Annotated in this window: 28 protein-coding genes; 5 read left to right on the forward strand and 23 right to left on the reverse strand. The window is 70.9% G+C overall.

Going from position 1 to position 25,989, the window contains the following annotated elements:
* Positions 1-41 precede the first annotated feature (41 nt).
* A complete protein-coding gene (locus ACFOD9_RS13835) occupies positions 42-1,217 on the forward strand; it encodes a glycoside hydrolase family 68 protein (RefSeq protein WP_379510717.1) in 1,176 nt (391 codons plus the stop codon).
* Positions 1,218-1,248: 31 nt separating this feature from the next.
* Here ACFOD9_RS13835 and ACFOD9_RS13840 read toward each other — a convergent pair whose 3' ends face one another.
* On the reverse strand, positions 1,249-2,283 hold the full coding sequence (locus ACFOD9_RS13840) for a LacI family DNA-binding transcriptional regulator (RefSeq protein ID WP_379510718.1): 1,035 nt from the start codon (positions 2,281-2,283) through the stop codon (positions 1,249-1,251).
* A 249-nt stretch (positions 2,284-2,532) separates the two neighbouring features.
* Here ACFOD9_RS13840 and ACFOD9_RS13845 point away from each other — a divergent pair, with 249 nt between their 5' ends.
* Positions 2,533-3,690 (forward strand): pyridoxal phosphate-dependent aminotransferase, encoded by a 1,158-nt coding sequence (locus tag ACFOD9_RS13845; protein ID WP_379510719.1) that lies wholly within the window; start codon positions 2,533-2,535, stop codon positions 3,688-3,690.
* Positions 3,691-3,989: 299 nt separating this feature from the next.
* Complete coding sequence (locus ACFOD9_RS13850; RefSeq protein WP_379510720.1) at positions 3,990-4,466, forward strand: hypothetical protein; 477 nt, start codon at positions 3,990-3,992, stop codon at positions 4,464-4,466.
* 278 nt (positions 4,467-4,744) lie between these two features.
* Here ACFOD9_RS13850 and ACFOD9_RS13855 read toward each other — a convergent pair whose 3' ends face one another.
* From ACFOD9_RS13855 to ACFOD9_RS13945, 19 genes are all read right to left on the reverse strand, one after another.
* Positions 4,745-5,347 (reverse strand): response regulator transcription factor, encoded by a 603-nt coding sequence (locus ACFOD9_RS13855; RefSeq protein ID WP_379510721.1) that lies wholly within the window; start codon positions 5,345-5,347, stop codon positions 4,745-4,747.
* A gap of 121 nt (positions 5,348-5,468) precedes the next feature.
* Complete coding sequence (locus tag ACFOD9_RS13860) at positions 5,469-5,855, reverse strand: flagellar export chaperone FliS (RefSeq protein WP_379510722.1); 387 nt, start codon at positions 5,853-5,855, stop codon at positions 5,469-5,471.
* Positions 5,856-5,877: 22 nt separating this feature from the next.
* Entirely contained in the window at positions 5,878-7,335 is a 1,458-nt protein-coding gene (gene fliD / locus ACFOD9_RS13865) for a flagellar filament capping protein FliD (protein WP_379510723.1), read from the reverse strand.
* Between the two features lie 82 nt (positions 7,336-7,417).
* Positions 7,418-8,557 (reverse strand): EscU/YscU/HrcU family type III secretion system export apparatus switch protein, encoded by a 1,140-nt coding sequence (locus ACFOD9_RS13870; protein WP_379510724.1) that lies wholly within the window; start codon positions 8,555-8,557, stop codon positions 7,418-7,420.
* Positions 8,554-9,351 (reverse strand): flagellar biosynthetic protein FliR, encoded by a 798-nt coding sequence (fliR, locus tag ACFOD9_RS13875; protein WP_379510725.1) that lies wholly within the window; start codon positions 9,349-9,351, stop codon positions 8,554-8,556. Before fliR ends, ACFOD9_RS13870 begins: the two co-directional genes overlap by 4 nt.
* Positions 9,348-9,623 (reverse strand): flagellar biosynthetic protein FliQ, encoded by a 276-nt coding sequence (locus ACFOD9_RS13880; RefSeq protein ID WP_379510726.1) that lies wholly within the window; start codon positions 9,621-9,623, stop codon positions 9,348-9,350. Before ACFOD9_RS13880 ends, fliR begins: the two co-directional genes overlap by 4 nt.
* Positions 9,623-10,465, reverse strand: coding sequence for a flagellar type III secretion system pore protein FliP (gene fliP / locus ACFOD9_RS13885; protein WP_379510727.1), 843 nt, complete (start codon positions 10,463-10,465; stop codon positions 9,623-9,625). The genes ACFOD9_RS13880 and fliP overlap by 1 nt, the downstream gene beginning before the upstream one ends.
* A complete protein-coding gene (locus tag ACFOD9_RS13890; RefSeq protein ID WP_379510728.1) occupies positions 10,462-10,743 on the reverse strand; it encodes a flagellar biogenesis protein in 282 nt (93 codons plus the stop codon). The genes fliP and ACFOD9_RS13890 overlap by 4 nt, the downstream gene beginning before the upstream one ends.
* Complete coding sequence (fliN, locus tag ACFOD9_RS13895) at positions 10,743-11,012, reverse strand: flagellar motor switch protein FliN (RefSeq protein ID WP_379510729.1); 270 nt, start codon at positions 11,010-11,012, stop codon at positions 10,743-10,745. Before fliN ends, ACFOD9_RS13890 begins: the two co-directional genes overlap by 1 nt.
* Before the next feature lie 25 nt (positions 11,013-11,037).
* Positions 11,038-11,958, reverse strand: a complete 921-nt coding sequence (locus ACFOD9_RS13900) for a flagellar motor switch protein FliM (RefSeq protein ID WP_379510730.1) — start codon at positions 11,956-11,958, stop codon at positions 11,038-11,040.
* Between the two features lie 10 nt (positions 11,959-11,968).
* Positions 11,969-12,568, reverse strand: a complete 600-nt coding sequence (locus tag ACFOD9_RS13905) for a flagellar basal body-associated FliL family protein (RefSeq protein WP_379510731.1) — start codon at positions 12,566-12,568, stop codon at positions 11,969-11,971.
* 34 nt (positions 12,569-12,602) lie between these two features.
* Positions 12,603-13,988, reverse strand: coding sequence for a hypothetical protein (locus ACFOD9_RS13910; protein ID WP_379510732.1), 1,386 nt, complete (start codon positions 13,986-13,988; stop codon positions 12,603-12,605).
* Between the two features lie 36 nt (positions 13,989-14,024).
* The gene (locus ACFOD9_RS13915; protein ID WP_379510733.1) at positions 14,025-14,447 is read right to left on the reverse strand and encodes a hypothetical protein; all 423 of its coding nucleotides are present in this window, start codon (positions 14,445-14,447) and stop codon (positions 14,025-14,027) included.
* Positions 14,444-15,790, reverse strand: a complete 1,347-nt coding sequence (locus ACFOD9_RS13920; RefSeq protein WP_379510734.1) for a FliI/YscN family ATPase — start codon at positions 15,788-15,790, stop codon at positions 14,444-14,446. Before ACFOD9_RS13920 ends, ACFOD9_RS13915 begins: the two co-directional genes overlap by 4 nt.
* A gap of 10 nt (positions 15,791-15,800) precedes the next feature.
* Positions 15,801-16,394 (reverse strand): FliH/SctL family protein, encoded by a 594-nt coding sequence (locus ACFOD9_RS13925; protein WP_379510735.1) that lies wholly within the window; start codon positions 16,392-16,394, stop codon positions 15,801-15,803.
* Positions 16,387-17,430 carry a flagellar motor switch protein FliG gene (fliG, locus tag ACFOD9_RS13930; RefSeq protein WP_379510736.1) on the reverse strand — a complete coding sequence of 348 codons (1,044 nt, stop codon included), beginning with the start codon at positions 17,428-17,430 and terminating at the stop codon, positions 16,387-16,389. The genes ACFOD9_RS13925 and fliG overlap by 8 nt, the downstream gene beginning before the upstream one ends.
* Complete coding sequence (fliF, locus tag ACFOD9_RS13935) at positions 17,427-19,085, reverse strand: flagellar basal-body MS-ring/collar protein FliF (protein WP_379510737.1); 1,659 nt, start codon at positions 19,083-19,085, stop codon at positions 17,427-17,429. Before fliF ends, fliG begins: the two co-directional genes overlap by 4 nt.
* 3 nt (positions 19,086-19,088) lie before the next feature.
* Positions 19,089-19,463, reverse strand: coding sequence for a flagellar hook-basal body complex protein FliE (gene fliE / locus ACFOD9_RS13940; RefSeq protein ID WP_379510738.1), 375 nt, complete (start codon positions 19,461-19,463; stop codon positions 19,089-19,091).
* Positions 19,460-20,806: a sigma-54 interaction domain-containing protein gene (locus tag ACFOD9_RS13945; RefSeq protein ID WP_379510739.1), complete on the reverse strand. Its 1,347-nt coding sequence runs from the start codon at positions 20,804-20,806 to the stop codon at positions 19,460-19,462. The genes fliE and ACFOD9_RS13945 overlap by 4 nt, the downstream gene beginning before the upstream one ends.
* Before the next feature lie 246 nt (positions 20,807-21,052).
* Between ACFOD9_RS13945 and ACFOD9_RS13950 the strand changes: the two genes are divergently transcribed.
* Together ACFOD9_RS13950 and ACFOD9_RS13955 are read left to right on the forward strand one after the other, a co-directional pair.
* A complete protein-coding gene (locus ACFOD9_RS13950; RefSeq protein WP_379510740.1) occupies positions 21,053-21,877 on the forward strand; it encodes a flagellin N-terminal helical domain-containing protein in 825 nt (274 codons plus the stop codon).
* 173 nt (positions 21,878-22,050) lie between these two features.
* A complete protein-coding gene (locus tag ACFOD9_RS13955) occupies positions 22,051-23,274 on the forward strand; it encodes an MFS transporter (protein ID WP_379510741.1) in 1,224 nt (407 codons plus the stop codon).
* 28 nt (positions 23,275-23,302) lie between these two features.
* Here ACFOD9_RS13955 and ACFOD9_RS13960 read toward each other — a convergent pair whose 3' ends face one another.
* Genes ACFOD9_RS13960 through ACFOD9_RS13970 form a run of 3 tightly spaced genes read right to left on the reverse strand, consistent with a single transcriptional unit; the run spans position 23,303 to position 25,961 of the window.
* Positions 23,303-24,136, reverse strand: coding sequence for a flagellar motor protein MotB (locus ACFOD9_RS13960; RefSeq protein WP_379510742.1), 834 nt, complete (start codon positions 24,134-24,136; stop codon positions 23,303-23,305).
* Positions 24,137-24,139: 3 nt separating this feature from the next.
* Positions 24,140-25,003: a flagellar motor stator protein MotA gene (gene motA, locus ACFOD9_RS13965; protein WP_379510743.1), complete on the reverse strand. Its 864-nt coding sequence runs from the start codon at positions 25,001-25,003 to the stop codon at positions 24,140-24,142.
* Between the two features lie 40 nt (positions 25,004-25,043).
* Entirely contained in the window at positions 25,044-25,961 is a 918-nt protein-coding gene (locus tag ACFOD9_RS13970) for a flagellin N-terminal helical domain-containing protein (protein ID WP_379510744.1), read from the reverse strand.
* Positions 25,962-25,989 lie beyond the last annotated feature (28 nt).

The raw sequence follows: 25,989 nt of genomic DNA on the forward strand, positions 1-25,989 counted from the left end.
GGGCCGATGGGCTTGGATACGGTAGATCGGGCGCCAGGAAGATGAAGCTGGAAGTCGGCAATCACGGTCCGGGTCGCGCCGCGAACCCGCCCGGGGCAACCACCACCGCGTGGCGCCCCACCCCGCTTGCCGGCCAGGTTCCGGCCGATCGCTTCCCCACGATCCCGGCCGACCAGGCCCGCCCGCTGCTGCCGGGCCTTGACCTGTGGGATTGCTGGCCGCTGGCCCACGAGGACGGGCACACCGCCGCCGTCATGCTTGGCGGGGAGAGCCGCAGCCTGTGGTTCTTCCTCAGCGCGCCGCGCTTTCCCGATCCGGCCGACCGCCACGCCCATGCCCGCATCCGCCTGCTGTCGCGCGGGGCCGGCGGCTGGCGCGACCATGGCCCGGCCCTGCCGGATGGCTGGTGCCCCGGCTCGCGCGAATGGGCCGGCTCGGCCGTGCTTGGCGCCGATGGCCACACCGTCACCCTCTACCTGACCGCCGCCGGCCGGCGCGGCGAGGCGCGGCCCACCTTCGAACAGCGGCTGTTTGAAGGTGGCGCCAAGCTTGGCCCTGACGGACTCGCCGCCTGGCGTGAGCCGGAGGAACTGGTGCGCGCCGACGGGCACCATTACCTGCCGGTCACCGCGCGCGAGGAAGGGGCGCCCGGCACGCTCAAGGCCTTCCGTGATCCCTTCTGGTTCCGCGATCCGGCCACGGGTGGCGAACACCTGGTGTTCACCGCCAGCGCGGCCTGGTCGGCCGATCCGCACAACGGGGTGGTCGGCCTCGCCACGCGCACCGCCCGGGGCTGGACCCTGGAGGCGCCGCTGGTCGAGGCGGTGGGCGTGAACAACGAGCTGGAGCGCCCGCAGCTGGTGGTGCGCGGCGGGCGCTATTACCTGTTCTGGTCCACCCAGGCCCACACCTTCTCGCCCCGCGCGCCGGGCTACCCCACCGGGCTCTACGGCATGGTGGCCGATCGCCTGCGCGGGCCGTGGCGTCCGCTCAACGGCCATGGCCTGGTTGCCGCCAATCCGGCGGACGAACCGGCCCAGGCCTATTCCTGGTGCGTGACCGGCGAGGACGAGGCCTGGAGCTTCGTCGATTACTGGGGCATGGCGGGACGCAGCCTGGCCGATCACCCCGATTGCCGGCGCGGCCAGTTCGGTGGAACCCCGGCGCCGGTGCTGCGCCTGCGCTATGCGGGCGACCGGGTGCGGCTGGAGCGCTGACCCGCGCCGCCACCAGCCGGGCCGCCGCCGATCAGGCGGTTTCGCGCACGATCACCCTGGGTTCCAGCACGGTCGGGCCGGCATCCTCGCCGCGCAGCCGGGCAAACAGGTTGTCGACCATGGCCCGGGCGCCGGCGGCGATGTCCTGGCGCACAGTGGTAAGCCGGGGCACGGTCTGCATGGCCATCGGCAGATCGTCGTAGCCGATCACCGCGATCTCCTCGGGCACCTTGCGGCCCCGTTCGCGCAGGATCCGCAGCACGGCCATGGCGATCACGTCGGAGGCGGCGAAGATGCCGTCGGTTTCAGGGGCCATGCGGTCGATATGCTCGGCCACCTGGGCGGCGGTCTCGTCCACCGCCAGTCGGGTGGGGAAGGCTTCAAGACTGGCCCCGGCGCCGAACCGGTCAACCGCGGCCCGGGCGCCGGCCAGGCGCTCGGCGATTTCGATTCCGGTGGTCTCGCCGAAGAAGGCCAGGTGCCGGGCGCCGCGCGCCAGCAGGTGTTCCGCCGCCAGCCGGCCGCCAACGAAGCTGTCGGTCCCGACCGAACAGTGGTGCTGGCCCGCGCGGTGCGTGCCCCAGACCACCAGCGGACGATAGTGCCGGGCCACGCGCTCGATCGTCGTGAACTGGTCGGACTGGCCGATCATCAGCACGCCCTCGAGCATCCCGGAATCGGTGATCCGCTCCAGCCAGTCGTCCTCGTCCGAGGGGATCACCCGGCTGAGCATCAGATCATAGCCGCGCTCGGTCACCGCGTCGGCAAGGTGGCCGATCAGGGTCATGAAGAACGGATCGGACAGAAGCTGCGCGCGTTCGTGGCCCAGCGGGACCACCACCCCGATCACCCCGGTCTGCCCGGTCCGCAGGCGGCTGGCCATCTGGTTGGGCCGAAATCCGTGTTCGCGGGCCAGGGCCTGGATCCGCTCGCGCGTTTGCCGGTTGACGAGATCCTTGCCCGCCAGTGCCCGCGAGACGGTGCCGGCCGACACGCCAGCAAGCTTGGCCAGCTCGCTGATGTTGCGGATGCGGCGGCCGTTCTCCCCCATTTTCATAGATGTCATGGATTGCGACCCCCAGGACGAAGTTACATCGATGCAAGCATGGTCGCGCCGGCTTGCCAACCCCGGGTGCCGATCTGGTGGACCATGAATACGTTCAATGACTTACGGATGGTTCCTGATGAAGGCAAGCCTTTGCAGAAACGGGTCCGCAAGGCAGGCCGGCTGGCCCTTCGGGCGCCCCCGGCGCCGGAGGGGCGGGCCGTGGCGATCCGGCTTGTCTCGCTCCCGCGCCGGCCCTAGCACCGGGACATGAAGATAGCCCGGGTCCAGCCCTTCGAAGCGATTGCCATCAGCCGGCTGGCGCACGAGCTGGCCGAGGCCGGGCTCGACGTGATCCACATGGAATTCGGCCAGCCGTCGACCAGCGCGCCCGCCGCCGCCATCGCCGAGGCCCACCGGGTGCTCGATGCCGAGGCCATGGGCTATTGGGAAAGCAATCCGCTGAAGGCGAGGATCGCCCGCCTCTATGCCGATCGCCACGGCGTGACGGTGGACCGCGAGCAGGTGATCCTGACCTGCGGCGCCTCGCCGGCCTTTGTCCTGGCCTTGTCCTGCCTGTTCGCGCCGGGCGCGCGGGTGGCCCTGGCCCGGCCGGGCTATGTCGCCTACCGCAACACCCTGAGCGCGCTCTACCTCGAACCGGTGGAGCTTCCCTGCGGCGAGGCCGAGCGCTACCAGGTCACCGCCGCCGCGCTGGCCGCCCTTGATCCGGCGCCTGAAGGGCTGATCGTCGCCACCCCGGCCAACCCCACCGGGACCATCATCCCGCCCGATGAACTGGCGGCCATCGCCCGGGTCTGCCGCGCCCGCGGCATCCGCATCGTCTCGGACGAAATCTACCATGGTCTGAGCTTCGGCGCCCCGGCGGCCTCGATGCTGGAGCACGAGCCGACGGCCTTCATCGTCAACTCCTTCTCCAAGTACTATTCGATGCCGGGCTGGCGGCTGGGCTGGGCCGTGGTCCCGCCCGATGCCATCGATGCGGCGCGAGCGCGGATGGGCAACCTGTTCCTGACCCCGCCGGTCATCGCCCAGCGGGCCGGCCTCGTCGCGTTCGACTGCGACAGTGAGCTGGAAGGCCACCGCGCCACCTATGCCCGCAATCGCCAGCTGATGCTCGATGCCCTGCCGGCGCTGGGGCTCAGCCATGTCGCCCCGCCCGATGGCGCCTTCTATCTTTATGCCGACATCGGCCACCTCACCGCCGACAGCGTGGCCTTCTGCACCGCCCTCCTGCGCGATACGGGGGTGTGCACGGCGCCGGGGGTGGATTTCGATCCGGTCGATGGCACCCGGTTCATCCGCTTCAGCTTCGCCGTGTCCACGCCCGAGGTGCGCGCGGCGATCGCCCGGATGACCCCCTGGTTCGCGCGGCGCCAGGCGGAGGCGCGCGGCACCCGAGCCTGAGCCTGAGCCTGAGCGGAGCCGGGGCTGGCGTCCGCCGCCGCCCCCATCCGGCCGGCACGCCGGGCCACTCCGGCCTTTCATCGCGAAAATCCGCCCGCTTGTCGGAACGCACCGGCTTTCGCGGGGTTGGACTCGCGTGCGTGAAGGTGGGTTCACCTCTGCTTCAGGCAGCGTCGCGGAATGGGACACCGGCGCAGATCGCGGCAATTCCCGTGATTGACCGGAAGGCCGGGCGCGCGAAGGAAGCGGGCGATCTTGCGGCGGTTTTCCGCGAGCGATGGCGAAGGAATGCAGTCCCGATGAACCAGTCCGATCCACGCCGGGGTTCCAGCCCGAACGCGGCCGGCACCGGCGCCGGCGATGGGTGGCGGCGCCGATTGGGTGAACTGGCCCTGGCCTGCGCCGGCTCGTTCGCGGCCGAGGAAGCGCAGCGCCTGCACGAATTGCGCCGGCTGCTGGCCGAAGCCCCGGTGCCGGCCCTGTTGCGCGGCCTCGCCGTGCCGAGCGAGGAACGGCTCGACCAGCTGATCGCCGCCGATGCGGCGCAAAGCGCGGCCCTGGCCATGCTTGGCCCCGATTGCGGCTATCTCCTGTCGCGCGGGGCGGGCGGGCAACACCTGGCCTCGGTCATCCTGCCGGGCGCGACGGAAGAGGCGAGTGCCAGCGGCGACAGTTTTGCCCTGGCCCTGGTCAGCGCGCTGGGCCTGGCCCTGATCGAGGCCGAACCCGGCCCGGTGGACCGGCGCCATCCCGCCCGTGCCTCGCGCCTGAACTGAGCGGCATTCGGGCCGAACCTGCCAGCCGGCCAGCCGGCGCGATGAACCCGCCGCACGCGCGGGCTGGCAGCGAGCGCCAGGCCGACCGCCCTGGCCAAGCCAAGCCCCACCGACGCAGCCACAAGCCCCACCGGCGCAGCCAAGACGCATCCGGCGCAGCCAGGCCCAGCCGCGCCGCACCAACGGCCACGCAGGCGGCCATCCCCGACCACGCTGGGCGCCCCCCCGAACCCATCGCCACGCGGCCCCGGCAACAGCCCGGCCGGGCGCCCCGCCGGTCAGTTGACCAGCGAGGCCTCGATGGCGATGCGGATCGCTTCGGAGGTGTGGTTGGCGCCCATCTTGTTGAGCATATTGGCCCGGTGGATTTCCACCGTACGCGGGGAAATGGCGAGCTTTTCGCCGATCAGGCGGTTGGACAGGCCGCCGGCCACCCCGGCCAGCACCTCGCGCTCCCGCCGGGTGAGGCGTTCGACCCGGCTGCGGGCCACGGCTTCGCGCAGCTTGGCCCCGGCGACCGACCGGGCGCGTTCCTCGGCCACGGCCATGCTTTCGATCACCTGGGCATCCTCGAAGGGCCAGACCAGGTAATCGACCGCACCTTGCAGCACGGCCTCGACGATGCGGCTGGTGGCGGGGGCTTCGGCGAAGGCGATGATTGGCAGCCAGTCCCCGGTCTGGCTCATGTGGGTGATGAGATCGGCGATCGCGCTGTCGCTGTCATGGACCAGAAGGACGCCATCGCTGGGCCAGCGCGAATAGAGTTCGCGCACGTCCTCGAACGGTTCGACGTGGAGACCGCTGCCCGAAAGGCAGTGCGAGATGGCGGCCCGGCGGCGGAGATCGCCATCGACGAGGAGGAGATTGGAGCGTCGCATCATGGAAATCTCTTAGCGGATCACGCCTAGGGGATAAGCCTGAGACGAATCCGAATTGGCGGCGAATTGAACCAATCCTGAAAGGTCGCGGTCAAGTCGGGCCGCAAGTTGCCGGCCCGGCGCTTCAGGCGGTCCGCGCCGAATGGAGCGCGCTGGCGATTTCCAGCACGTCGCCGCGCACCTTCCCGATCCGGTCGGGATCGAACGACAACACGCTGTCGAGCAGGGCGTTCTTGGCCGCCTGGTAGAACTGGAGCAGGGCCGCGGCCACGCCCTCGGTCCCCTTCACCCCCAGTTGCAGCGCGGTCAGCGCCGACAGCGCGCGGGTCAGCGCCTCGCTCTTGGCGGCATTGTCGCGGCGCTCGTGGGCAAACAGGGCCGAGCCGAGCGCGGCGACCAGGTGCTCGTAGCACAGGCCCACCAGCTCCATCGGGTCGGCGCCATTGACCCGCGCGTCGAAATCCACCCGGCGATAGACGGAATCGGGCGTGCGGCGGGCAAGCATGGTCATGGCGGGTCAGGCTCCGTCTGGTTCAGGCGTTCTTGCCGTTCCACGCATCGATCTGGTTCTTGAGGAACGTAAGGGTCGAGGTGGAGGCGGAAACGGCGGTCTGGGTGGTGGCGAAGCGGGTGACCAGCTGCTGGCGGAAGGCCTCCTGCTTGTCTGCCAGCTTGGCGAGATCCTCGCTCGCCTGGGTCTTCTGCCTGGCATAGCGCGCGATCGAGGCGGCCAATGACGTGGCGCTGCCGGTGGCGGCCATGGTGCGGCTAAGCCCGTCGATCGTGCCGTAGACGCCGTGGAGGCCATTGGTGAACATGGCGGCAACCCCGGTGGGATCGGCGGCCAGGGTCTTGGTCAACTTCGCCCCGTCGAGTGCGAAAGTGCCGTCGCGCTGGATCGCCAGCCCCAGGTCGGCCAGGGTGCGCGGCGCGCCGGCCGGGGCATTGGGCATGATCACCGCGCCGGACAGCTGCGAGAGCGCCCGCTTCAACGCCCTGGCCCCGGGATCGGAGGCAAGGTCGCCGGTCAGCGGATCGGTGGCCGTCTTGATCATGCCGGCCAGCTCGTTGAGCGCGCCGGTCAGGTCCTGCATGGCGCTGGAAATCGCGCCGGTATTGTCGGTGAACGAAAGTGTCGCCGGCGCGCCCGCATTGGTCGCGGCAAAGGTCGCGTCAAGCCCGGCGACAAGGCCCGTCACCGTGTTCGAGGGCGAGGTCATGGGCAGCCCGTCCAGCTTGTAGGCGGCGTTCTGCGCGCCGGTCAGGAGCTGCGCGGCTGGGCCGGTCGCCGGCTGCCAGGCGAGCTGCGAAAGCCCCGGGCTGGCCGGGTCGAGCGGATCGGACGTGGCCTCGATAATGAAGCCGTTGGCCGCGCCCTGCTGGCCCTTGATCACCAGCCGGGGGCCGTCGCTCGTGTTCGCCACATAGGCGGAAAGGCCGGCATTGGCGTTGGAGATCGCCGTGGCCACGTCGGCCAGCGTGGCGCCCTGCGGGATCGTCAGGTTGACCGGCGCATGGCTGCCATCGGCGGCAAAGGCGCTGCCTGCCACCGAGCCGTAGCGGATGGTCAGCGTGCCCGCGCCGACCGGCGCCTCAGCCGAAGCCAGCGCCGGGCTGGCCAGGGTCTGCGCCTTGGCCAGCTGGGTCACCTCAAGCGAATAGGTTCCCTTGGGCGTGGCCGCGCCGTTGAGCTTGAGCGCGGCAAGGCCGGCGTTGCTCAGCGCGGGCTGGGGCGAAAGGTCGCCGGCGCGCACCCGGTCGCCCAGCGAGGAGGCAAGGCTGAGCAGGGCCGACTTGATGTTGCCGGCGTCGGTGATGCGCTTGTCGAGCGAGTCCGACCTTGCGGCCAGCCGGTCGGTCTGGCCCGCGAACTGGGCGACCGAGAGGTTGCTCGCCAGCGAATTCCAGTCAACCTGGTTGCTGCCGCCCAGCGCCGTCAGGATCGAGCTTGCCGCGCTGCTCTGGGTCGCCGAGGTGCCGGAAGTTGCCATGGCGGGTAGGACGGTTGGCGCGCGGCCGGATTAAGGGCTTGTGCGGGTATTCTTCCTGCCTCTCTCCCCGCCGGGGAGAGAGCTAGATGGCCGCCGCCGCCTCGGGCCGGCCCTCCGGATCGAAGCGCAGGTCCAGCGGCACCACCACCTGCGGCAGCGGCCTCGGTTCCCCGCGCTTCAGGGCCATGACGAAGCCGAGCACGCCGGCGACCGCGGCATAAAGCTCCTCGCGGATCACCTGGTTCTCGCGCGTGGTGAAATAGACCGAGCGGGCCAGCGCCGGATATTCGAGCAGCGGCACGTCCAGCTCGCGCGCCAGCTCGCGCATGGCCAGCGCCTTCTCGCCCCGGCCCTTGGCCACCACGATCGGCGCGGCGGCGCGGTCCGGGTCATAGACCAGGGCCACCGAGAAATGGGTCGGGTTGGTGATGACGAACTGCGCCGCGCGCATCGCCTGCTGGAGCGAACCCATGGCCAGCTGGCGCTGGCGGCCCCGGATCGCGGCCTTCTTCTCGGGGCTGCCTTCGCTGTCCTTATGCTCGTCGCGCACCTCCTGGAGGCTCATCCGCAGGCGCAGGAACCGGCGGACGAACTGGATCGGAAAGTCGATCCCGGCAATCACCAGAAGACCGAAGGACAGCGCGAAGATCAGCCCGGTCAGCGCGTCCCAACCCGTCGCCAGCTGGCCGGCGAGCGGCGCGCGCCCAAGGTCGAGCAGGTCGGGCAGGTGGCTGCGGCCCCAGAACCAGCAGATCGCCAGCAGCAACCCGGCCTTGGCCAGGCTCTTGCCCAGCTCGACCAGCCCCTGCGTGCCGAACATCCGCTTCAGCCCCGACAGCGGGTTGATCCGGCTGGTCTTGGGGGCAAGGTTGCCCGCGAGCCAGCGCCCCTCGCCGAAGCCGAGCTGCGAGGCCAGGCTGGCCGCGCCGACCGCGAGGCCCAGCAGGATCACCGGCGGCATCACGGCCAGCCCCATGGCCAGGGCCAGCCGGCCGGGGGCGAAGTCGGCGATGGCGGCGCGGTCGAAGCTCAGGCCGGTGGCCAGCGTGCCGAGCAGCTCACCAAACAGCCAGGGACCGGCGAACTTGAGCCAGGCCGCGCCCGCCAGCATGGCGGCGGCGGTCGCCAGCTCGCGCGAGCGCAGGACATCGCCTTGTTTGGCGGCATCGCGTTTGCGCTTGTCGGTTGGGGCAAGCGTCTTCTCGCCGGCGCTCTCGCTCACGGTTGGGTTCCGTGGGGCTGGATCACCATGCGCGCGGAATCAAGCGCCTGGGCGGCAACGTCGGCCATGAGATCGCCGGTCAGCGGCGCCGAGACGATCAGCGCGGCAAGTCCGGCCAGCACGCCGGCGGGCAGGCCCAGCGCGAACAGGTTGAGCGAAGGCGCCGAGCGGCTGATCACGCCTGCGGCGAGCTGGACCGCCAGCAACACCAGCGTGACCGGCAAGGCAATGGCCAGCGCGGTCAGGAACATCTGGCTGCCGAACCCGGCGATGGCCGCCAGCCGCTCGGCCCCCAGCCAGGTGTGGTCCGGCGGGAAGGTGGTGTAGCTGTCAAGCACCAGGCGGATGAACAGCAGGTGCCCGCCCAGGCCGAGGAACACCAAAACCAGGACCACGCCGTAATACTGGCCCAGCGCCGGGGAATGGGCGCCGGTCTGCGGATCGGCGGCGCTGGCGATCGACATCCCCATGCCCGCGCCGATCACCTCGGCGGCGATGGTGGGCGCGGCGAAGGCCAGCTGGAGAACGAAGCCGAGCGCCAGGCCCACCAGCACCTCGCCGGCCACGGCCAGCAGGCCGGGGAGCGAGAGCAGGGCCGGCGGCGCGGCGATCGGCAACCAGGCGCAGGCCATGGCCGCGACCGCGCCGGTCACGATCACCCGTGCCTGCATCGGCACCGAGGCCGCCCCGAAGAACGGCGCGGCCAGCAGCGCGGCGCCGATCCGGGTCATCACGAAGAGCCAGCGCCAGAACTCGGCCTCGACCGGGCCGAAGCCGAAGGTGAGGGCGCTCATTCGCGGCCCATCCGGGCGATCTCGGCGAAGATGTCTTGCATGAAATCGCCGACCATCCCCAGCATCGAGCCGCCCAGAACCACCAGCAGCAGGGCGATCACCGCCAGCTTGGGGACGAAGGTCAGCGTCTGCTCGTTCACCGAGGTCGCCGCCTGGACGATCCCGACGACCAGGCCCACGGCCAGGCTGGCCAGCAGCACCGGCCCGGCCACCAGCGCGGTGATCCACAGCATCCGGTCGGCCAGCGAAAGGAGGGAGGCGGTATCGTCCATCACCCGAAGCTCGCCGCGAGGCTGCCCATCAGCAGCGCCCAGCCATCGACCAGCACGAACAGCAGGAGCTTGAAGGGCAGCGAGACGATGGTCGGGCTCATCATCATCATGCCCAGGCTCATCAGCACCGAGGACACGACCAGGTCGATCACCAGGAACGGCAGGAACAGCATGAAGCCGATCTGGAAGGCGGTCTTCAGCTCGCTGGTGACAAAGGCGGGCAGCAGGACCGAGAACGGCACGTCCTCGCTGCGGGCGAACTTCGGCGCGTGGGCCATGTCGGCGAACATGGCGAGATCGTGCTGGCGGGTCTGGCGGATCATGAAGGCGTGGAACGGCTGGCCGGCCTGGCCGATCGCCTGCTCGGCGTTGATCTGGCCGGCGGCATAGGGCTGGATCGCGGCGGCGCTGACCTTGTCGAGCGTGGGCGCCATGACGAACAGCGAGAGGAACAGCGAAAGGCCGACCAGCACCTGGTTGGGCGGGCTCTGCTGGAGGCCCAGCGCCTGGCGCAGGATGCCCAGCACAACCAGGATGCGGGTGAAGCTGGTCATCATCAGCACGAGGCTGGGCAGGATCGTCAGCAGCCCCATGACGACGAGGAGCTGGAGCGACAGGGTCATCCCGCCGCCGGGGCCGCCATTGGCTTGCTGGAAGGCGCGATCAAGCGCGCCGGGGATCGCGCTCTGCGCGAAGGCGGCGGTGGGAGCGAGAAGGAGGGCGAGGGCGACGACGAGGCGGGTCAGCCTTCCTCCCCGGCACGGGGAGGGGGACCGGCTAAGCCGGTGGAGGGGGGCCGCGGCCGGGCGCGGCGGATTGGGGCGGATCTGCCGCGCGCTCATTCGCCCTGCTCCCGCGCCGATCCGGTCATGGGCACTTCGGCGAGGCGCACCAGCCCCTGGCGCGAGGCGGAAACCAGGATTTCCCGGCCCCGGAACTCGATCACCGCCAGCTTGAGCGTGGGCGAAAGCATGGTGGTTTCCACCACGCGCACCGCGCGCGGGGCGCCGACGGGCGCGCCGACGCGGGCCTGGAGCCTGTGGAGCAGCGTCATCGAGCCCCAGATCAGCGCGCCGATCACCGGCAGCAGGAGGATCAGCTTGACGACATACCAGAGCATCACGCCGCCTCCGCCGAGGCATCATCGCCGGCCAGCTCGACGATCCGCAGGGCGAAGCGGCCATTGTCGGCCACGATCTCGCCCCGGGCGATCAGGGTGCCGTTGACCATCACGTCAAGCAGTTCGTCGGTCAGCCGGTCGAGCATGACCACGCTTTCCGGGCCGAGCGTGAGCACGTCCTTGAGCTTCATCGCGGTGCGGCCAAGCTCGACGGTAAGGCGCACGTCGACATCCTTGAGGAGATCGAAGCCGCGGGCAGGAAGGGTCATGAGGGCAGGTCCTTGGGTGTCCGGCTCAGAAAGCCGTGTTGATCTGGAGGGCGACGCGGTCTTCGGCCGCGCCCACGGTGCCGGTGGCGAGGATCGGGCCATCGCCGCCCCCCGCATCGCTCGCTGAATCGCAGATCCGCAGCGGCACCTGGCGGGCGACCGCCACGGGCAGCAGCGTGCCGGGGCGCAGCGCGGCCAGGGTCTTCATCGACATCCGCATATCGACCAGCACCGCCGAGCAGGCGAGGCTGACATCGGCGAAGGGGCGGGCCAGCGGATCGGCGGCGCGGCGCGGGGAGGCAGGGCGCGGCGCGGGGCCGGCGAACAGCGCGGCAAGCGTTGCGGGCGGGACCAGCAGGGTGATCGGCCAGCTGTCGCCGCCCGGTTCGGTCACCTGGAGATCGACCAGCACCAGCCTGTCGTGGCCGGGAAAGGCTTCCAGCTCGTCAAGCAGGCCGGCGCGGCGCAGCGGCAGCAGCGGGGCTGTTCCGGGCAGGGCGAGGGCAGCGGCGAGATGGGTGGCGACCAGGCCTTCGAGCCGGCCGATCATCAGGTCGGCCGAGCCGGGGAACTCGGCGGGGAGTGGTTCGGGCGCCGCGCCGCGCCCGCCGAAGGTGCGATCGACCATCCGCAGAACGGCGGCGGCATCGAGCGCGGCGACCAGCGGCAGGGCTTCGGCGCCAAGGCCCATGAGGGTGCAGGCGGCCAGCCCCGGCAGTTCGAGGATGAGATCGCCCACGCCGACCTGGCGCGCCGGGCGGGCCTTGATCGCCAGCCCCTTGCCGCCGGCCAGCGGGGCGAGCGCGGCGACCAGGCTGCGGGCCAGCTTGCCGGCGCAGGTTTCGAGCCGGGCGGTGAGATCATCGATGCCCGGCGCGGCGCGCACCAGCTCCGCGCAGTGCTGCGCGAGCGGGCGGGCAGCGACGATGCTGCGGTCGGGCTTCACGCGCGCCTCCTCACTGCATCAGGAAGGATTTGAAGTAGACCTCGTCGACCCCGCCGAAGCCTTCCTCCTTGGTGAGCACGTCGTTGATCGCCTTGGTCAGGCGCTTCTGGAGGCGCTCCTTGCCTTCGAGCGAGGCGATGTCTTCCTCGGGCGTATCGGCCAGCACGTTGAGCAGGGCCGAACGGATCGCCAACTCGTGCTTCTTGAGCCAGATCAGCACCCGGCCATCGCGGCGGGTGGAACAGGCCAGGCTGATCTGCACCAGGGCGTCGGAATTCTTGAGGTTGGAGGTGAATTCCTCGGAAAAGGTGAAGTAGCTGGTCTTGTATTCGCTGCCGCCATCGCCCTCCACTTCGGGCGGGCCACCTTCCTCGCCATGGCCGCCCTCGCCGCCCTTGGCGGCGAAGGGATCGACCTCGCCCTTGCGGACGAGCTTGGGGTTGTTGTCTTCCTTGACCTTTTCATGGCCGCCGCCGCCGATCACGCCGGCCGCGACCAGACCATAGACCCCGCCGCCGCCCAGTCCGAGCAGGACGACCGGAATGGCCAGCTTGAGCAGCATTCCGCCGCCCTTCTTCTTCTTTTCCTTGGGTTCCTTGTCAGTGCTCATGGTCGGGCCTCACTGGTGCAATGCGATGTCGGGATTAGGCGTAGATGCCGCGCGCGCGGGCCGAGCCCGGCGGGGTGGCGGTGGCGGGTTCGCCCGCCCCATCGCGGCCCGGCCCGGGGAAACGGCCGGCCTGGGCGGTGCCGTTGCCGCGCTGGCCCTGCTGGGCCGGGGCGCCCGAGCCGGAACCGGTGCCGGCCTGGGCAAGGGGGCCATTGGCGCCCGGTCCGGTGGAACCCGACTGGCCGGCATCGGCGCTGCCGGCCGAAGGCGCGGCGGCCTGGACGGCGCGGGCGAAATCGGGATCGGGGCTGGCCAGGGCGACCGACAGGCCATCGGCGCGCTGTTCGAAGCGCACCGAGACCTCGCCGAATTCGGCATGGCGCAGGTTGAGCGCGACCGTCTGGGCCGGGCTGTCGGCCCGGGCGGCCTCGCGGGCGGCCATCAGGCGATCGACGACCGCGCCGAAATCGTGGCCAAAGCCGGTCGGCGCCGGGCCGGTCGCGGCTGGACTCATCGCGGGGCCGGCGGCGGCGGGTGCGGCACCGGTGGAATCGGCGGTCGGCGCGGGCATGGGCATGGCGGTCGGGACGGCATCGGCCAGAGCGGCCTTGGCCCCATGGTCGATCACCGGGCGCAGGCGCAGGGCTTCGGACGCGGCGGGGGCGGCCGGACTGGCGAGGGTGAACTGCGGAGCCTGGGCCTGGTCGCGGCCCTCCGCCGGGTCCGGGGCGGGGCTGGCCGGGAGGCGCAGGCTGCGTTCCTCCGCGCGGGCGACGGCGGCCTGCTGCTGGAGCGCCGCCGTTGGCTGGGGCTGGGCGGGCTGGGGCTGGCCGGGAAGGGGTTGGCCCAGGACCTGCGCGGCAATGGCCGGCGGAAGCAGGGTCGCGGCGGGCGCGCCCGGCTGGGTGGAGGCCGGATCCGGGGCGGCCTGGGCCGGCGGCGCCAGGGTGAGGACCAGCGCCGGCAGCGCCGGGGCCGCAGCCTCCGGATCGTTGGCCGGGGCCGGCGTGGAGGCGCCGTCGTCGGCCGGTTCGGCCTGGGCGGGGGGCGTGGCCTCGGCGGCGTCGCGCAGGCGGACGGCGCGCAGCAGCGGCAGGACGGGCACCGGCAGGCCGGCGGCAGGATGGGTGGCCGGGTTGCCGGCAGGGTCGGCGGCAGGGTCCGGCAAGGGCTTGCCGGTGGCCATGGCGCTTGCCGGCAAGGCGGCAAGGTCTTGCCGGTCGGCGGCAGGGGTGACGATGGCGGCAAGGGGGAGCGCTGCCGGTGCGGGGCTGGCCGGTGCCGCGCCCTCGCCATGGGCGAGCAGGGCGGCGAAAGCGGCGGGATCGGCGGAATTGCCCGGCGCGGCAAGGATGCCGCCACTGCCGGAAAGGGTGCCGGCAGGGCTGCTGGCGGTCGGCGGGGCGGCGGGGTTGATCATGAAGCGGCAGATCCTCGAGACAGGTGTCGAGGATGGTTAATCAAGATCCGTGCCAATTGCCTTGCGGGCACCCAGCGGCGGCAGCGCGCCCACGGCGGCGATGGCGCGGCGGACCGCCTCGGCGCGGTCGGCGGCGGCTGCGCGGCGACGCTCGGCCTGCGAGAGTTCGCCCAGCCGCGCATCGGCCACGCGCTGCGCGCGCGCGGCATCGGCGCGGGTGGCCTGCTCCACCCCGGCCAGGCCCGAGCGGAAGCCGGCGAGGCGGCGCAGGCCGTCGCCATCCTCGGGCGCGGCCCTGGCCGCATAGTCGGCGGCGAGCCGGCCGGTGCGTTCGGCGAGCGCCATCAGCTGGGCGAGCGTGCCCTCGGCCTCGGCGGCCTCGGCGGCGGCGGCCTGCCTGGCCACGGCGCGCACGGTCTCCAGCCGCTTGAGCCGGGCGAGGCGGCGCTTGTCGCTCACTGGCCGCCCTCGCCGATCAGGCGGGTGAGCGCGGCCAGGCTCTCGTCAAGGCCGACCACCTCGTGCTGCTCCTGGCCAAGGAAGCCCCGAAGCGCCTCCTGCATGGCGATGGCGCGATCGAGCAGGGGATCGGCCCCGGCGCGGTAGGCGCCCATCAGGACCAGGTCGCGGTTGGCCTCGTAGGAGGCGACCAGCGCGCGGAAGGTGCGGGCCATGCGCTGGTGATCGGGCGCGGCGATGTCGCCCATCACGCGGCTCAGCGAAGCGCCGACATCGATCGCGGGATATTGCCCGCGCTGGGCGAGATCGCGGCTGAGCACCACGTGGCCATCAAGGATCGAGCGGGCGGTATCGACCACCGGATCGTCCTGCGAATCGCCATCGGCCAGCACGGTGTAGAGCCCGGTGACCGAGCCGCCGCTGGCCGCCGAATTGCCGGCGCGTTCCACCAGCTTGGTGATCGTGGCCAGCGCCGAAGGGGGATAGCCGCGCGCCGCGCCCGGTTCGCCCAGCAGCAGCCCGATCTCGCGCGCGGCGTGGGCCACGCGGGTCAGGCTGTCCATGATCAGCAGCACCTTGCGGCCATGGGCGCGGAAATGTTCGGCCAGGCTCGTGGCCATCAGGGCGCCGCGGATCCGCAGGTTGGGTGCGTGATCGGCCGGGACCGCGATCACCGCGGTGCGCGCGCGCTTCTCGCCGGCCATGTGGCGCTCGACGAAATCGGACACCTCGCGGGCGCGCTCGCCGATCAGGCCGACGATGACGATCTCGGCCTCGGCCCCGCGCGCGATCATGTCGAGCAGGACCGACTTGCCCACGCCCGAGCCTGCCATGACCCCGATCCGCTGGCCCACCCCGAAAGTGGTCAGCGCATTGAGCGCGCGCACCCCGGTATCGAAGGGTTCGCGCACGCCCGAACGATCGAGCGCGCCGGTGCGGATGCCGCCCGCGGGCCATTCGTCGCGCCAGTGGAGCGGCCCCAGGCCATCGATCGGATGGCCCTCGCCATCGACCGCGCGACCCAGGAACGCCTCGCCCACTGGGAGCATCCCGGGCCGGCCCTCGGGCCGCACGCGCGAGCCGGGACGCAGCATGACCGTATCGCCCAGCAGCATCATCAAGGTGCGCCCGTTGCGAAAGCCGATCACCTCGGCCAGCGGCTCGCCGCCGAATTCCGTCCGTGGCCCGTGAGCCACCCGGCACAGGGCGCCCACCGGCACCGATAGCCCCGAAACCTCGATCAGCCCGCCGTCGCAGGCGGCGACCAGGCCGAAGCGATGGGGGGTGAAATCGGGCTGGGCCGCGCCGAGTTCATCGAGCAGGGGGGCGAAAAGGTTCAACATGGGGGCAGGTTCAGCACGCGTTGAAGGCCTCGGTCAGGGCGCGGCGCCACTGGGCCGGGCCGTCCTCGACCCCGCCCGACTGGCTTTCGACGCGCAGGGCACCGCGTTCGAGTGCGGGATCGGGAACCACGGTCCAGCCGGCGCCAAGGCCGTCGGCGATGAGCGCGATATCGTCGGGATGGAGGCGGATCACCCGCTCGTCCTCGGCGCGGGCGAACATGGCGACCGCGCGTTCGATCCGCCGGGCGAGCACTTCGGGATCGAGGGCATAGGGCGCCAGGGTCTGCTCGCACAGGGCCAGCACGGTGTCCTGGAGGCGCTGGCGCAGGCTCTCGGCGAGGTCGGCATCGAGCCGGGTGAGCGAGAGGGCCAGTGCGCCGCGAGCCTCGGCCTCGGCCTTGGCGGCTTCGCCGGCCTCGGCGCGGGCCTCGTCCCTGCCCCTGGCATAGCCCTCGGCCCAGGCGAGCGCGACCGGGTCGGCAATCTGGACCGGCTCGGGTTCCGCTGGCGCACGCGCGGCGCGCACCGGCAGGGCAAAGCGCGCGTCCGAGCGGAAGCCGCCCGGCTCCCCCCCGCCAGCGGCAAGCGCGGCGAGGCTAGACATAGTCGTCGCCGCCCGAGCCGAAGACGATCACGCCTTCGGCGGCGAGGCGCCGGGCCACGGCCACGATCGCCTTCTGCGCGGCGAGCACGTCGGCCATCTTGAGCCGGCCGCGCCCGGCGATCTCGTCCTTGATGCCATCGGCGGCGCGGCTCGACATGGCCTTGAAGAACACGTCGCGCTGCGCCTCCTCGGTGCCCTTGAGCGCGTCGATCAGGGTGTCGCTCTCGACCTCGCGCAGCAGGGCACCCATCGCCTGGGCATCGAGCACGAACAGGTGCTCGAACTTGAACATCTCGGCCTCGATCTCCTTGGCGAGCGCCTTGTCGAGCCGGTTGATCTCGGGGATGACCCGCTTTTCCACCGCCTTGCCGGCGCCGTTGATGATCTCGGCCGCCTCGCGCGGGCCGCCCATGGTGAGCGGGGCCGAGCCGTGGCAATCGCGGATGCGGGCGGCCAGCAGGTCTTCCAGCATGGCCAGCGCCTCGGGGGCGACCGGGCCAAGCGTGGCAATGCGGTGGACCACCTGCGGCTGGATCTCGGACGGAAGCTGGTGAAGCACTTCGGCGGCCACTTCGGGATCGAGCTGCACCAGCAGCACGGCGATGGCCTGGGGATGTTCGGCGCGGATCAGCGGGACCAGCGCCGAAGGATTGAGCCATTTCGCCAGCTCCAGCGGGCTGGGCGGCCGGTGATCGGGCGGGAGGATGCGCTCCATCAGGCTGCCGGCCTTCACCTCGCCCACGGCGCGCGTCATCAGCGAACGGACCTGGCCGAGCCGGTCATGGGCCTTCAGGCCCAGCCGCTCAGTCTTCTCGACGAAGCCGGCGATGGCATGGGCGATCACCTCCGGCCCGATCTCGCCCAGCGCGCACATCTTCTCGCCCAGCACGCGCAGTTCGGCCGGTTCGAGCCGGGAAAGGATCTGCGCGGCCTGGTCTTCCTCCAGCAGCATGACCATGACCGCGGCGCGATCGGCCTCGCTCAGGCTGGCGGGATCGAGCAGGGTGGCACCATCGAGCGTGGCGGGGGCGTTCATGCGGCGGATTCCCGGGGGGCGTGGTTGAGCATTTCGCGCAGGGCGAGCACGGCGTCGTCGGGCCGTTCGGCGGCGATGCGCTGGGCAAGGCCCAGCTGTTCGCCAAGCTCGGCCGGATCGACCGGGCTGGCGAGCGCGGGCCGCGGCCGGCCGGGAACTTCGCCGGCTTCGCTCGCGGCGGCCGCCTCGTCGTCCTCGGCTGCCACCACGGCGGCGGGATCGCGTTTCAGCGCCTTGATCAGCGGGCGCACGCCCAGCAAGAGCACCAGCAGCACGCCGAGCAGGGCCACGCCATAGCGCACATAGCCCTGGAACCAGGGCTGTTCCCAGAGCGGCAGGCTTTCCACCGGCGCGGCCTGGAAGGCGCGCAGCACCACGGCAACCTGGTCGCCGCGCGCCGGATCGACGCCGACCGCCGCGCCGATCAGCTGCTTCAACTGCTCGATATCCTGCGGCTTGGTCTTCTTGAGCGCATCGGCGCTGAGCGCGACGGCGACGGTCAGGCGCTTGATCCTGCCCGGTGTGCCGTTGGACACGGCCACCTCGCGGCCCAGTTCATAGGTGCGCGTGGCGCTGGATTCGCCGTTGTTGGCCGTGCCCTGCGCGGGCGCCGGCGCCGAGCCTTGCGGCGGCCCGGGCGAGGCAATGGGCGCGGGCGGGGGGGTGTTGGCGGTAACGCCGGGCACGCCCGCCGCGCCGCCGGGGCCGCTCGTCTGCGACTGGGCCTGGGTCTCGCTTCGCAGCACGCCCTGCTTGTCATAGCTTTCGCGCGCGCTGGTCACCTGGTCCATGTCGAGTTCCACCTGGACCTCGCTGGAGAAATTGCCCTGGCCGAGCATGGGGGTGAGCAACTGGTCAAGCTGGGCGCGCAGCTTGTCTTCCATCTGGCCCTGGAGTTCGAGCCGTTCGGAATTGCCGCTGGCCTTGTCGGTCAGCAGGCGGCCGTGCTGGTCGATCACTCGCACCGCATCGGGGCTGAGCCCGGGGACCGAGCCGGCGACCAGGTTGACGATCGCGGCGGTCTGGCTGTCGCCAAGCTGGCGGCCGCGCGCCAGGCGCACCATGACCGAGGCACTGGGAGCCACGGTGTCGCGCACGAAGACCGATTTCTCGGCCTCGGCCAGGTGGACGCGAACCGCTTCCACCCCGTCGATCTCCATGATCGACAGGGTCAGGTCATGCTCGCGGGCGGCGCGCAGGTGGTCGGTTTCCACCGCGCGGCTGGCGCCCAGCGGCAGCTTGTCGATCCCGCCGGACGCCGCATCGGGCGAGGCGAGCGCACCGTCCGAGGCCACCAGCATCCGCGCCTTGTAGAGATCGTCCTCGCCCACGGTGAGCGCGCCGGTCTGGTTGTCGATGTGGTAGGTGATCCCGGCCTTCTCGAGGCTGGTGGTGACCTTGGCGCGTTCGCCGTCGTCAAGTTCGGAATAGAGCGTGCGCTGGGCCTGCGGGGCCAGCGTGGCCCAGGCGAGGGCCGCCATGCCGATCCCGGCCATGCCGGCAAACCACGGCAGGGTCTTGCGAACCGCCGGCTGGCGGGTGAAGGCGCCAAGCCGGGTGAGCACCGGGCCGCCGGCCGGATCGGTCAGCGGGGCGATCAGCGAAGGGGCGGGGGCGGGCGGCAGGCCGTCGCCGGCCGGGACAAGGTCGGCCATCTATCAGACTCCCATCCGCATGATGTCCTGGTAGGCCGAGAGCAGGCGGTTTCGCACCTGCAAGGTGGCCTCGAAGGCGACCCCGGCTTCCTGGCGGGCAAGCATGACCTTGGCGATGTCGGTGACCTCGCCCTTTTCATAGCCGGTCGACAGGTCCTCGGCCTTTTGCTGGGTGGCGCTGACGCTGTCGAGCGCGTGCTTCAGCGCACCCGAAAAGCCTTCGGCCGGGCCGGCCGCGCCGGTGGCGCCGGGCGCTTCGGGCGCGGGCGAGGCGCCGCGCACCTGCTGGAGCAGGTTCGAGCGGTCGATGATCTGCTGGCGCATCGCCAGGATCTGCTGGATCCCGCCGGCCCCGCCAATGGCGCCAACCCCGCTCATCGCCGGCCGCCAGCCGCGGCGACGGCGATGCCGGCCTCGCGGAAGGCGGCGAGGCGATAGCGCAGGGTGCGTTCGGAGATGCCCAGCTTGCGTGCGGCGGCCACGCGGTTGCCGCCGGTTTCGCTGAGCGCGGCCATGATCGCGCGGGCTTCATGGATCTGGACGATGTTGGATAGCGTGCGCTCGCCGGCCTCCGTGGTGGGGACGGTGCCAGGCCAGGCCTGGCCATGGCCGGCGAGCGCAGCGCCGGGGGAGACGCCGTGGGAGACTGTGGAGGAGGATGGGGCAACCATGTCCGCCGCTTCGCCGACCAGGCGGGCGGGACGGTCGAAATGGATGTGGCGCGGCTCGATCTCGGCTTCGCCGCCGGCCAGCAGCAGCGCGCGACGGATGACGTTTTCCAGCTCGCGCACGTTGCCCGGCCAGCCATGGGCGGCCAGCAGGTCGAGCGCGGCATCGGACAGCCACGGGATCGGGCCTGTGGCCGGCGCGTGGCGCAGCAGCAGGGCAAAGGCGAGCGGGGCCACGTCGTCCGGCCGTTCGCGCAAGGGGCGCAGGGCGAGCGGGAAGACGTTGAGGCGATAGAACAGGTCGGCGCGGAAGCGGCCTTCCTGGACTTCGAGCGGCAGGTCGCGGTTGGCGCAGGCGATGATGCGGACATCGACCTTGATCGGGTGGCTCGCGCCGACCGGCACCACTTCGCCTTCCTGGAGCGCGCGCAGCAGCTTGGCCTGGAGGGCGAGCGGCATCTCGGCGATCTCGTCGAGCAGGAGCGTGCCGCCATCGGCGGCGCGGAAGAAGCCTTCGGCCGCGCCGGTCGCGCCGGTGAAGGCGCCCTTCTGGTGGCCGAACAGCATGGCCTCCAGCATGGTTTCGGGCATGGCCGCGCAGTTGACCGCGATGAACGGGCCGGAGGCGCGGGGGCTGCGGGCGTGGATGTAGCGGCTGAGCACTTCCTTGCCGGTGCCGGTAGGGCCGTTGATCAGCACCGGGATGTCGCTGGCGGCGAGCCGTTCGGCCAGCGCCAGGATCGAGAGGCTTTCCGGATCGGCCGCGATCGGCAGGCCGGCCGGGGTGGCCGCGGCGATCAGCGCGGCCAGCGCGGCCTCGCCTTGCGCCCCGGTGTGGGAAAGCAGCCAGCCGGCGCCGCGGCGAGCCAGCGCGGGGCGCGGACCGCGCTCCAGGACCACGGCGGTGCGGGCGCCCGATTTCACCATCGGCTCCATCGCATCGGCGATCCGGACCGGCTCGGGCAGGCCCAGCGCGGCGAAGATGCCCGCGGCGCGCTGCACCAGGGGGGCATGGGCGGCGGCGGTGGTCGCGGAAAATTCGAGTGCAGACATCGGTGGCGGTCCCAACAGTGTTAACCATCCTGTGGAGCCAATTCTGGCGCGGGAACGACAAAGGGTTCGGTAATTTAAGTCCCCGATTAAACACTTAGGTGTTTCCCCGGGGAAACCGGCAGCGCCTTGCCGGCCTGGTTGCCGGGGCGGCTTAACTTTGCCGCCGGATTGCCGGTCTTTGGCCTGGCAGCCGAGCCGGATGGTCTGGCAGGCGCCCGGAACTCGGACTGTACACGGGAGTAAACCATGTCGGTAATCAACACGAACATCAGCGCCATCCGCGCCGCCAATGCCTCGAACTCGGCCAGCAAGATGCTCGGCACGGCCATGGAGCGCCTGTCGACCGGCAAGCGCATCAACAGCGCGAAGGACGATGCCGCCGGCCTTGCCATCGCCACCTCGATGACCTCGCAGATCAAGGGCATGAGCCAGGGCATCCGCAACGCCAACGACGGCATCAGCCTGGCGCAGACGGCCGAAGGCGGCCTGTCGGAAGTGTCCAATATGCTCCAGCGGGTTCGTGAACTGGCGGTCCAGGGCTCCTCGGGCACCTATCAGGCCAGCGACCGCACCGCGATGCAGTCGGAAGTGACGAACCTCACCCAGCAGATCGGCGACGTGCTGGCCAACACCAAGTTCAACGGCAATGCGCTGTTCTCCACCACGGCCGGCACCGATGTCACCTTCGACATCCAGACGGGTGCGAACAACGGCGACACCGTGACGCTCACCTCCACCGCGATCGACGGCGGCAACATCGACGCCACCGCGCTCGACGTGACGACGGCCGCCCTGGCCACGACCACGATCGACAACGTCGACCTGGGTCTTGCCGATGTGAATGCCACCCGCGCTTCGCTCGGCGCCGGCCAGAACCGTCTTGAATCGGCGGTCAACAACCTGACCAACAACGTGGCGAACCTGTCCGACGCCCGTTCGCGGATCGAGGACGCCGACTATTCGAGCGAAACGACCGCCATGGCCAAGGCCCAGATCCTTTCGCAGGCGTCGACCGCGATGATCGCCCAGGCCAACCAGAGCCAGCAGAACGTGCTGTCGCTGCTGCGCTAAGCAGCCAAGCCATAGCCTCTCCCGGGGCGCGACTGGCCCGGCGGACCTCCACTCCGCCGGGCCTTTTGGCGTGCCGGGCCGGGACCGGCACGCCGATTTCCCGCTTTTCAGCCGCGGGATTCCTGCGTAACCCCGTGCCGGCAAGCGGCGGGGACCGCGAGGGGCGAGACAGCATGACAACAGGAAACCCGGCGGCAACGCCGGCACCAGTGCGCCTGACGGCGGCGCAGCACCGCGCGGTCTGGGCGGGATTCCTGGGCTGGACGCTCGATGCCTTCGACTTCTTCCTGATGGTGTTCATGCTGAAGGCCATCGCGGCGGACTTCGGCGTGGGGGTGAAGGACGTTTCGGAAGCGCTGTTCCTCACGCTGGCCGCGCGGCCGCTGGGGGCGCTGGTGTTCGGCCGGCTGGCCGACAAGGTGGGCCGGCGGCCGGTGCTGATGGGGGTGATCCTGGCCTTCTCGGTGCTGTCGGCGCTGTCGGGCGCCGCGGCTACGCTCACGCAATTGCTGCTCATCCGCGCGCTGTTCGGCTTTGCCATGGGCGGCGAATGGGGGCTGGGCGCCAGCCTCGTGATGGAGACGGTGCCGGCCGCCGCGCGGGGACGCGTATCGGGGCTGCTCCAGGCGGGCTATCCGGCCGGCTACCTGCTGGCGAGCCCGGCCTATTTCCTCGCCTTCGATGCGATCGGCTGGCGCTGGATGTTCGTGCTGGGCCTGATCCCGGCGCTGCTGGTGGCCTTCATCCGCATGGGCGTGGCGGAAAGCCCGGTGTTCCTGGCCCGCCGGCACGAACCGGCCCCGCCACCGCTGCGCGTGCTGGCCGCGCACTGGAAGCGCGGGCTTTACCTGGTGGTGCTGATGACCGCCTTCACCACCTTGAGCCACGGCACCCAGGATATGTACCCGACCTTCCTGCAGGAGCAGCACGGCTTCTCCACCAGGGTGACGGGCACGATCGCCCTCCTGATGAACCTTGGCGCGATCTGCGGCGCGCTGGCCTTCGGCGCACTGTCGCACCGGCTCGGGCGGCAGCGCACGATCATCGCCGCCGCCGTTCTGGCCGCGCCGGTGATCCCGCTGTGGGCCTGGGGCGATGGCCTGGCGCAACTGGCGCTGGGCGCGGTGCTGATGCAGTTCGCGGTGCAGGGAGCCTGGTCGATGGTGCCGGCCTGGCTCAACGAGCTTTCGCCCTTCGCCATCCGGGCAACCTTCCCGGGCGTGGTCTACCAGCTGGGCAACCTGCTGTCCTCGCGCAACGTGGTGTTCCAGGCCGATCTCGCCGCCGCGCGGGGCGGGGACTATGCCTTCGCCCTGGCCACGGTGGCCGGGCTGACGATCGCCGTGCTGGTGGCCTGGACCGCCTTCGGTCCGCACCCCCAGGACGACCTCGCATGACTATCCGCCCCCGCCGGGGGCGAGGCGTTCAGGGCGCGACCACGATCGAGATGCGGCGGTTGCGCGGGTCGTGCGGGTTGGCCGGTATGAGCAGTTCGCGGTCGGCGACGCCTTCGATGCGGCGGAAGCGGTCTTCGCGGACGCCGTTCTTCATCAGCGACTGGCGGGTGGCCTCGGCCCGGCCGGCCGAGAGCGACCAGTTGTTGGCGAGCTCGCCCGGGCGATAGGGCACGGCATCGGTATGGCCGCGGATGGTGACCGTGCCGGCCTCGGGCGCGATGGTCTGGCCGATCGCCATCAGCAATTGCGCGGCCTCGGGCGTAAGCACCGTGGTGCCAAGGCGGAACATGGCGAACTGGGCATCGTCGACAAGATCGATCCGCACGCCCTCGGTGGTGTCCACCATCTTCACCTGCCGGGAAAGGCGGCGCAGGGTTTCGGATTTCTCCAGCTTCTGCTTCAGGCTTTCCTGCATCCGCTTGACCTTGCCGCCGCCCTCCTTGGGGCCGCCGGTGGTATCGCGCGGGATGGTCATCGCCTTGCTCCCGGTCTGGCCGGCGCGGTTGGGATAGTTGTCGACATCGGTGATCGAGGAGCCGCCGAGCAGGCCGTTGGAGCCGGCGCTGCCTTCCTTCATCTTGACCAGCGTCGGCGTGAAATAGTCGGCAATGCCCTTGCGCTGCTTTTCGGTGGTGGCACCCAGCAGCCACATCAGCAGGAAGAAGGCCATCATCGCGGTCACGAAATCGGCATAGGCGACCTTCCAGGCGCCGCCATGATGGCCGGCGGCAACCACGGTGACCTTCTTGACGATGATCGGCGGGGGCAGCTCGTTCTTGCCGCGTTTTGCAGGGCCGGCCATGGGTCAGCGGCCCCGCAAGGAATCGAGGAGTTCGGAGAGGCCCGGGCGGAAGGCGTGGCCCAGCCCCGAGCGCGCGCTTTCCACCACCAGCGGCTGGGGCCAGCCGTGCAGGCTCGCGATGATCACCTGCTTGACCGCGTGGAAGATCTGTTCGTCCTGGTCGATGATCTGCTTGAGGCGCCCGGCCAGCGGGGCGACCATGCCATAGGCCAGCAGCACGCCCATGAAGGTGCCGACCAGCGCCGAGCCGATCATCCCGCCGAGGATCGCCGGCGGCTTGTCGATCGAGCCCATGGTCTTCACCACGCCCAGCACGGCCGCGACGATGCCCAGCGCGGGGAGCGCGTCGGCCAGGGTCTGCAGCGCGTGCTGGGGTTCGTGCATCTCGTGGAAGTGGGTTTTCATCGCATTGTCCATCACCTCTTCCACCGCGTGGACTTCGAGCGTGCCCGAGGAGACGACGATCAGGGTGAGGGTGTCGCAGATCAGGTCGACCAGCGCGTGGTTGCCCAGCAGGCGGGGGAATTCGGCGAAGATCGTGGAGCTCTTGGGATCGGCGACATGGCCTTCGAGCGCGACCGGGCCTTCGGAGCGCAGCAGCTTCATCAGCCGCGAGGTGAGGATGATCGCGTCCACGTGATCCTGCTTGTTGTGCTTTGGCCCCTTGAAGATCTTGCCGAAGCTGGCGCCGATCAGCTTGAGTTCGTGGAGCGAGTTGCCGGTGATCGTGGCGCCCACCGCGGCGCCGCCGATGATCAGCATTTCGTGCGGGATGGCCTCCATCACCGGGCCGAGCGCGCCGCCGGTGAAGGCGAAACCCCCGAAGACCATGACGAGGAGGACGACGATGCCGATGCCAGCGTACATTGCTAATCAGTTCCTGTCGGTTTGCGGGGCTTGGGCAGCGTCAGTTCAGCAGGCTGAACAGCGAGAGCGAGGCGAGCTTGGTGAAGCTGGCCTGGCTGGCTTCGAGCACGGTCATCGTTTCCTGAAGCCGCGCGACGGTGGAGGCGATGTCGGTGCCGCCAACGTCGCTTTCCTCGTTGGCGCGCATTTCGGTAAGGTTGGTGCGCCGTTCGGTGGTGAGTTCGACCCAGGCCAGGCGGGTGCCGACCACGGTCTGCGCGGTGGTGATCTGGTCCATCCCCTGGTCGAGCGCGGCGAGGCCATCGCGCGCGGCCTGCTGGGCGGCGGTGCCGCCGGCCTGAAGCCCGTCGGACAGGGTCTTAAGCGCGGCGAGCAGGTCGGGCGAGGCGCCGCCGGCGGGGAAGGCGAGGAATTCCGGGCCGGTAAGCCCGCGAGTGACGTTCTGGCCATCGCCCAGCGGCAGGTCGCCGGCACTGCCGGTCCCGACATAGCCGGCAACGCCCGCGGTGACGGCATAGGCATCGCCCGCCGATTGCCCGCCGAACAGGGCGCCGCCCTGGGCATCGCGGGAATTGGCGAGCTGGATCATGTTGTCGCGGATCTGGCCGATCTCGGCGCCCAGGCTGGCGCGCGCCGCATCGGTCATGGTGCCGTTGGCCGCCTGGGTGGTCAGTTCCTGGATGTGGGTGACATAGTCGGCGAAGGAGGCCAGCGCGGTGTCGGTCAGCTGGAGGTTGGTGCTGGCCTTGGCGGCATTGGCGACATCGATGGTGCTGGTTGCATCGGCCCGCTGGAGCTGGCGCAGGCGCGAGGCGCCGACCGGATCATCCGACGAGCGCGCGATGCGCTGCCCGCGCGAAAGGTCCGCCTGCATCGCTTCGGCCCGCGCGCGCAGGTCGGCGATGTCCATCGCGGAGCGATCGTAGAAGGCGCTGGTCGAGTTGGAGATGGTGGTCATGGCGGCTTGGTCCTAAGGGCGGCGGATC

Source organism: Novosphingobium bradum (assembly GCF_042646485.1).
In the GTDB taxonomy this organism is placed as follows: Bacteria; Pseudomonadota; Alphaproteobacteria; order Sphingomonadales; family Sphingomonadaceae; genus Novosphingobium; species Novosphingobium bradum.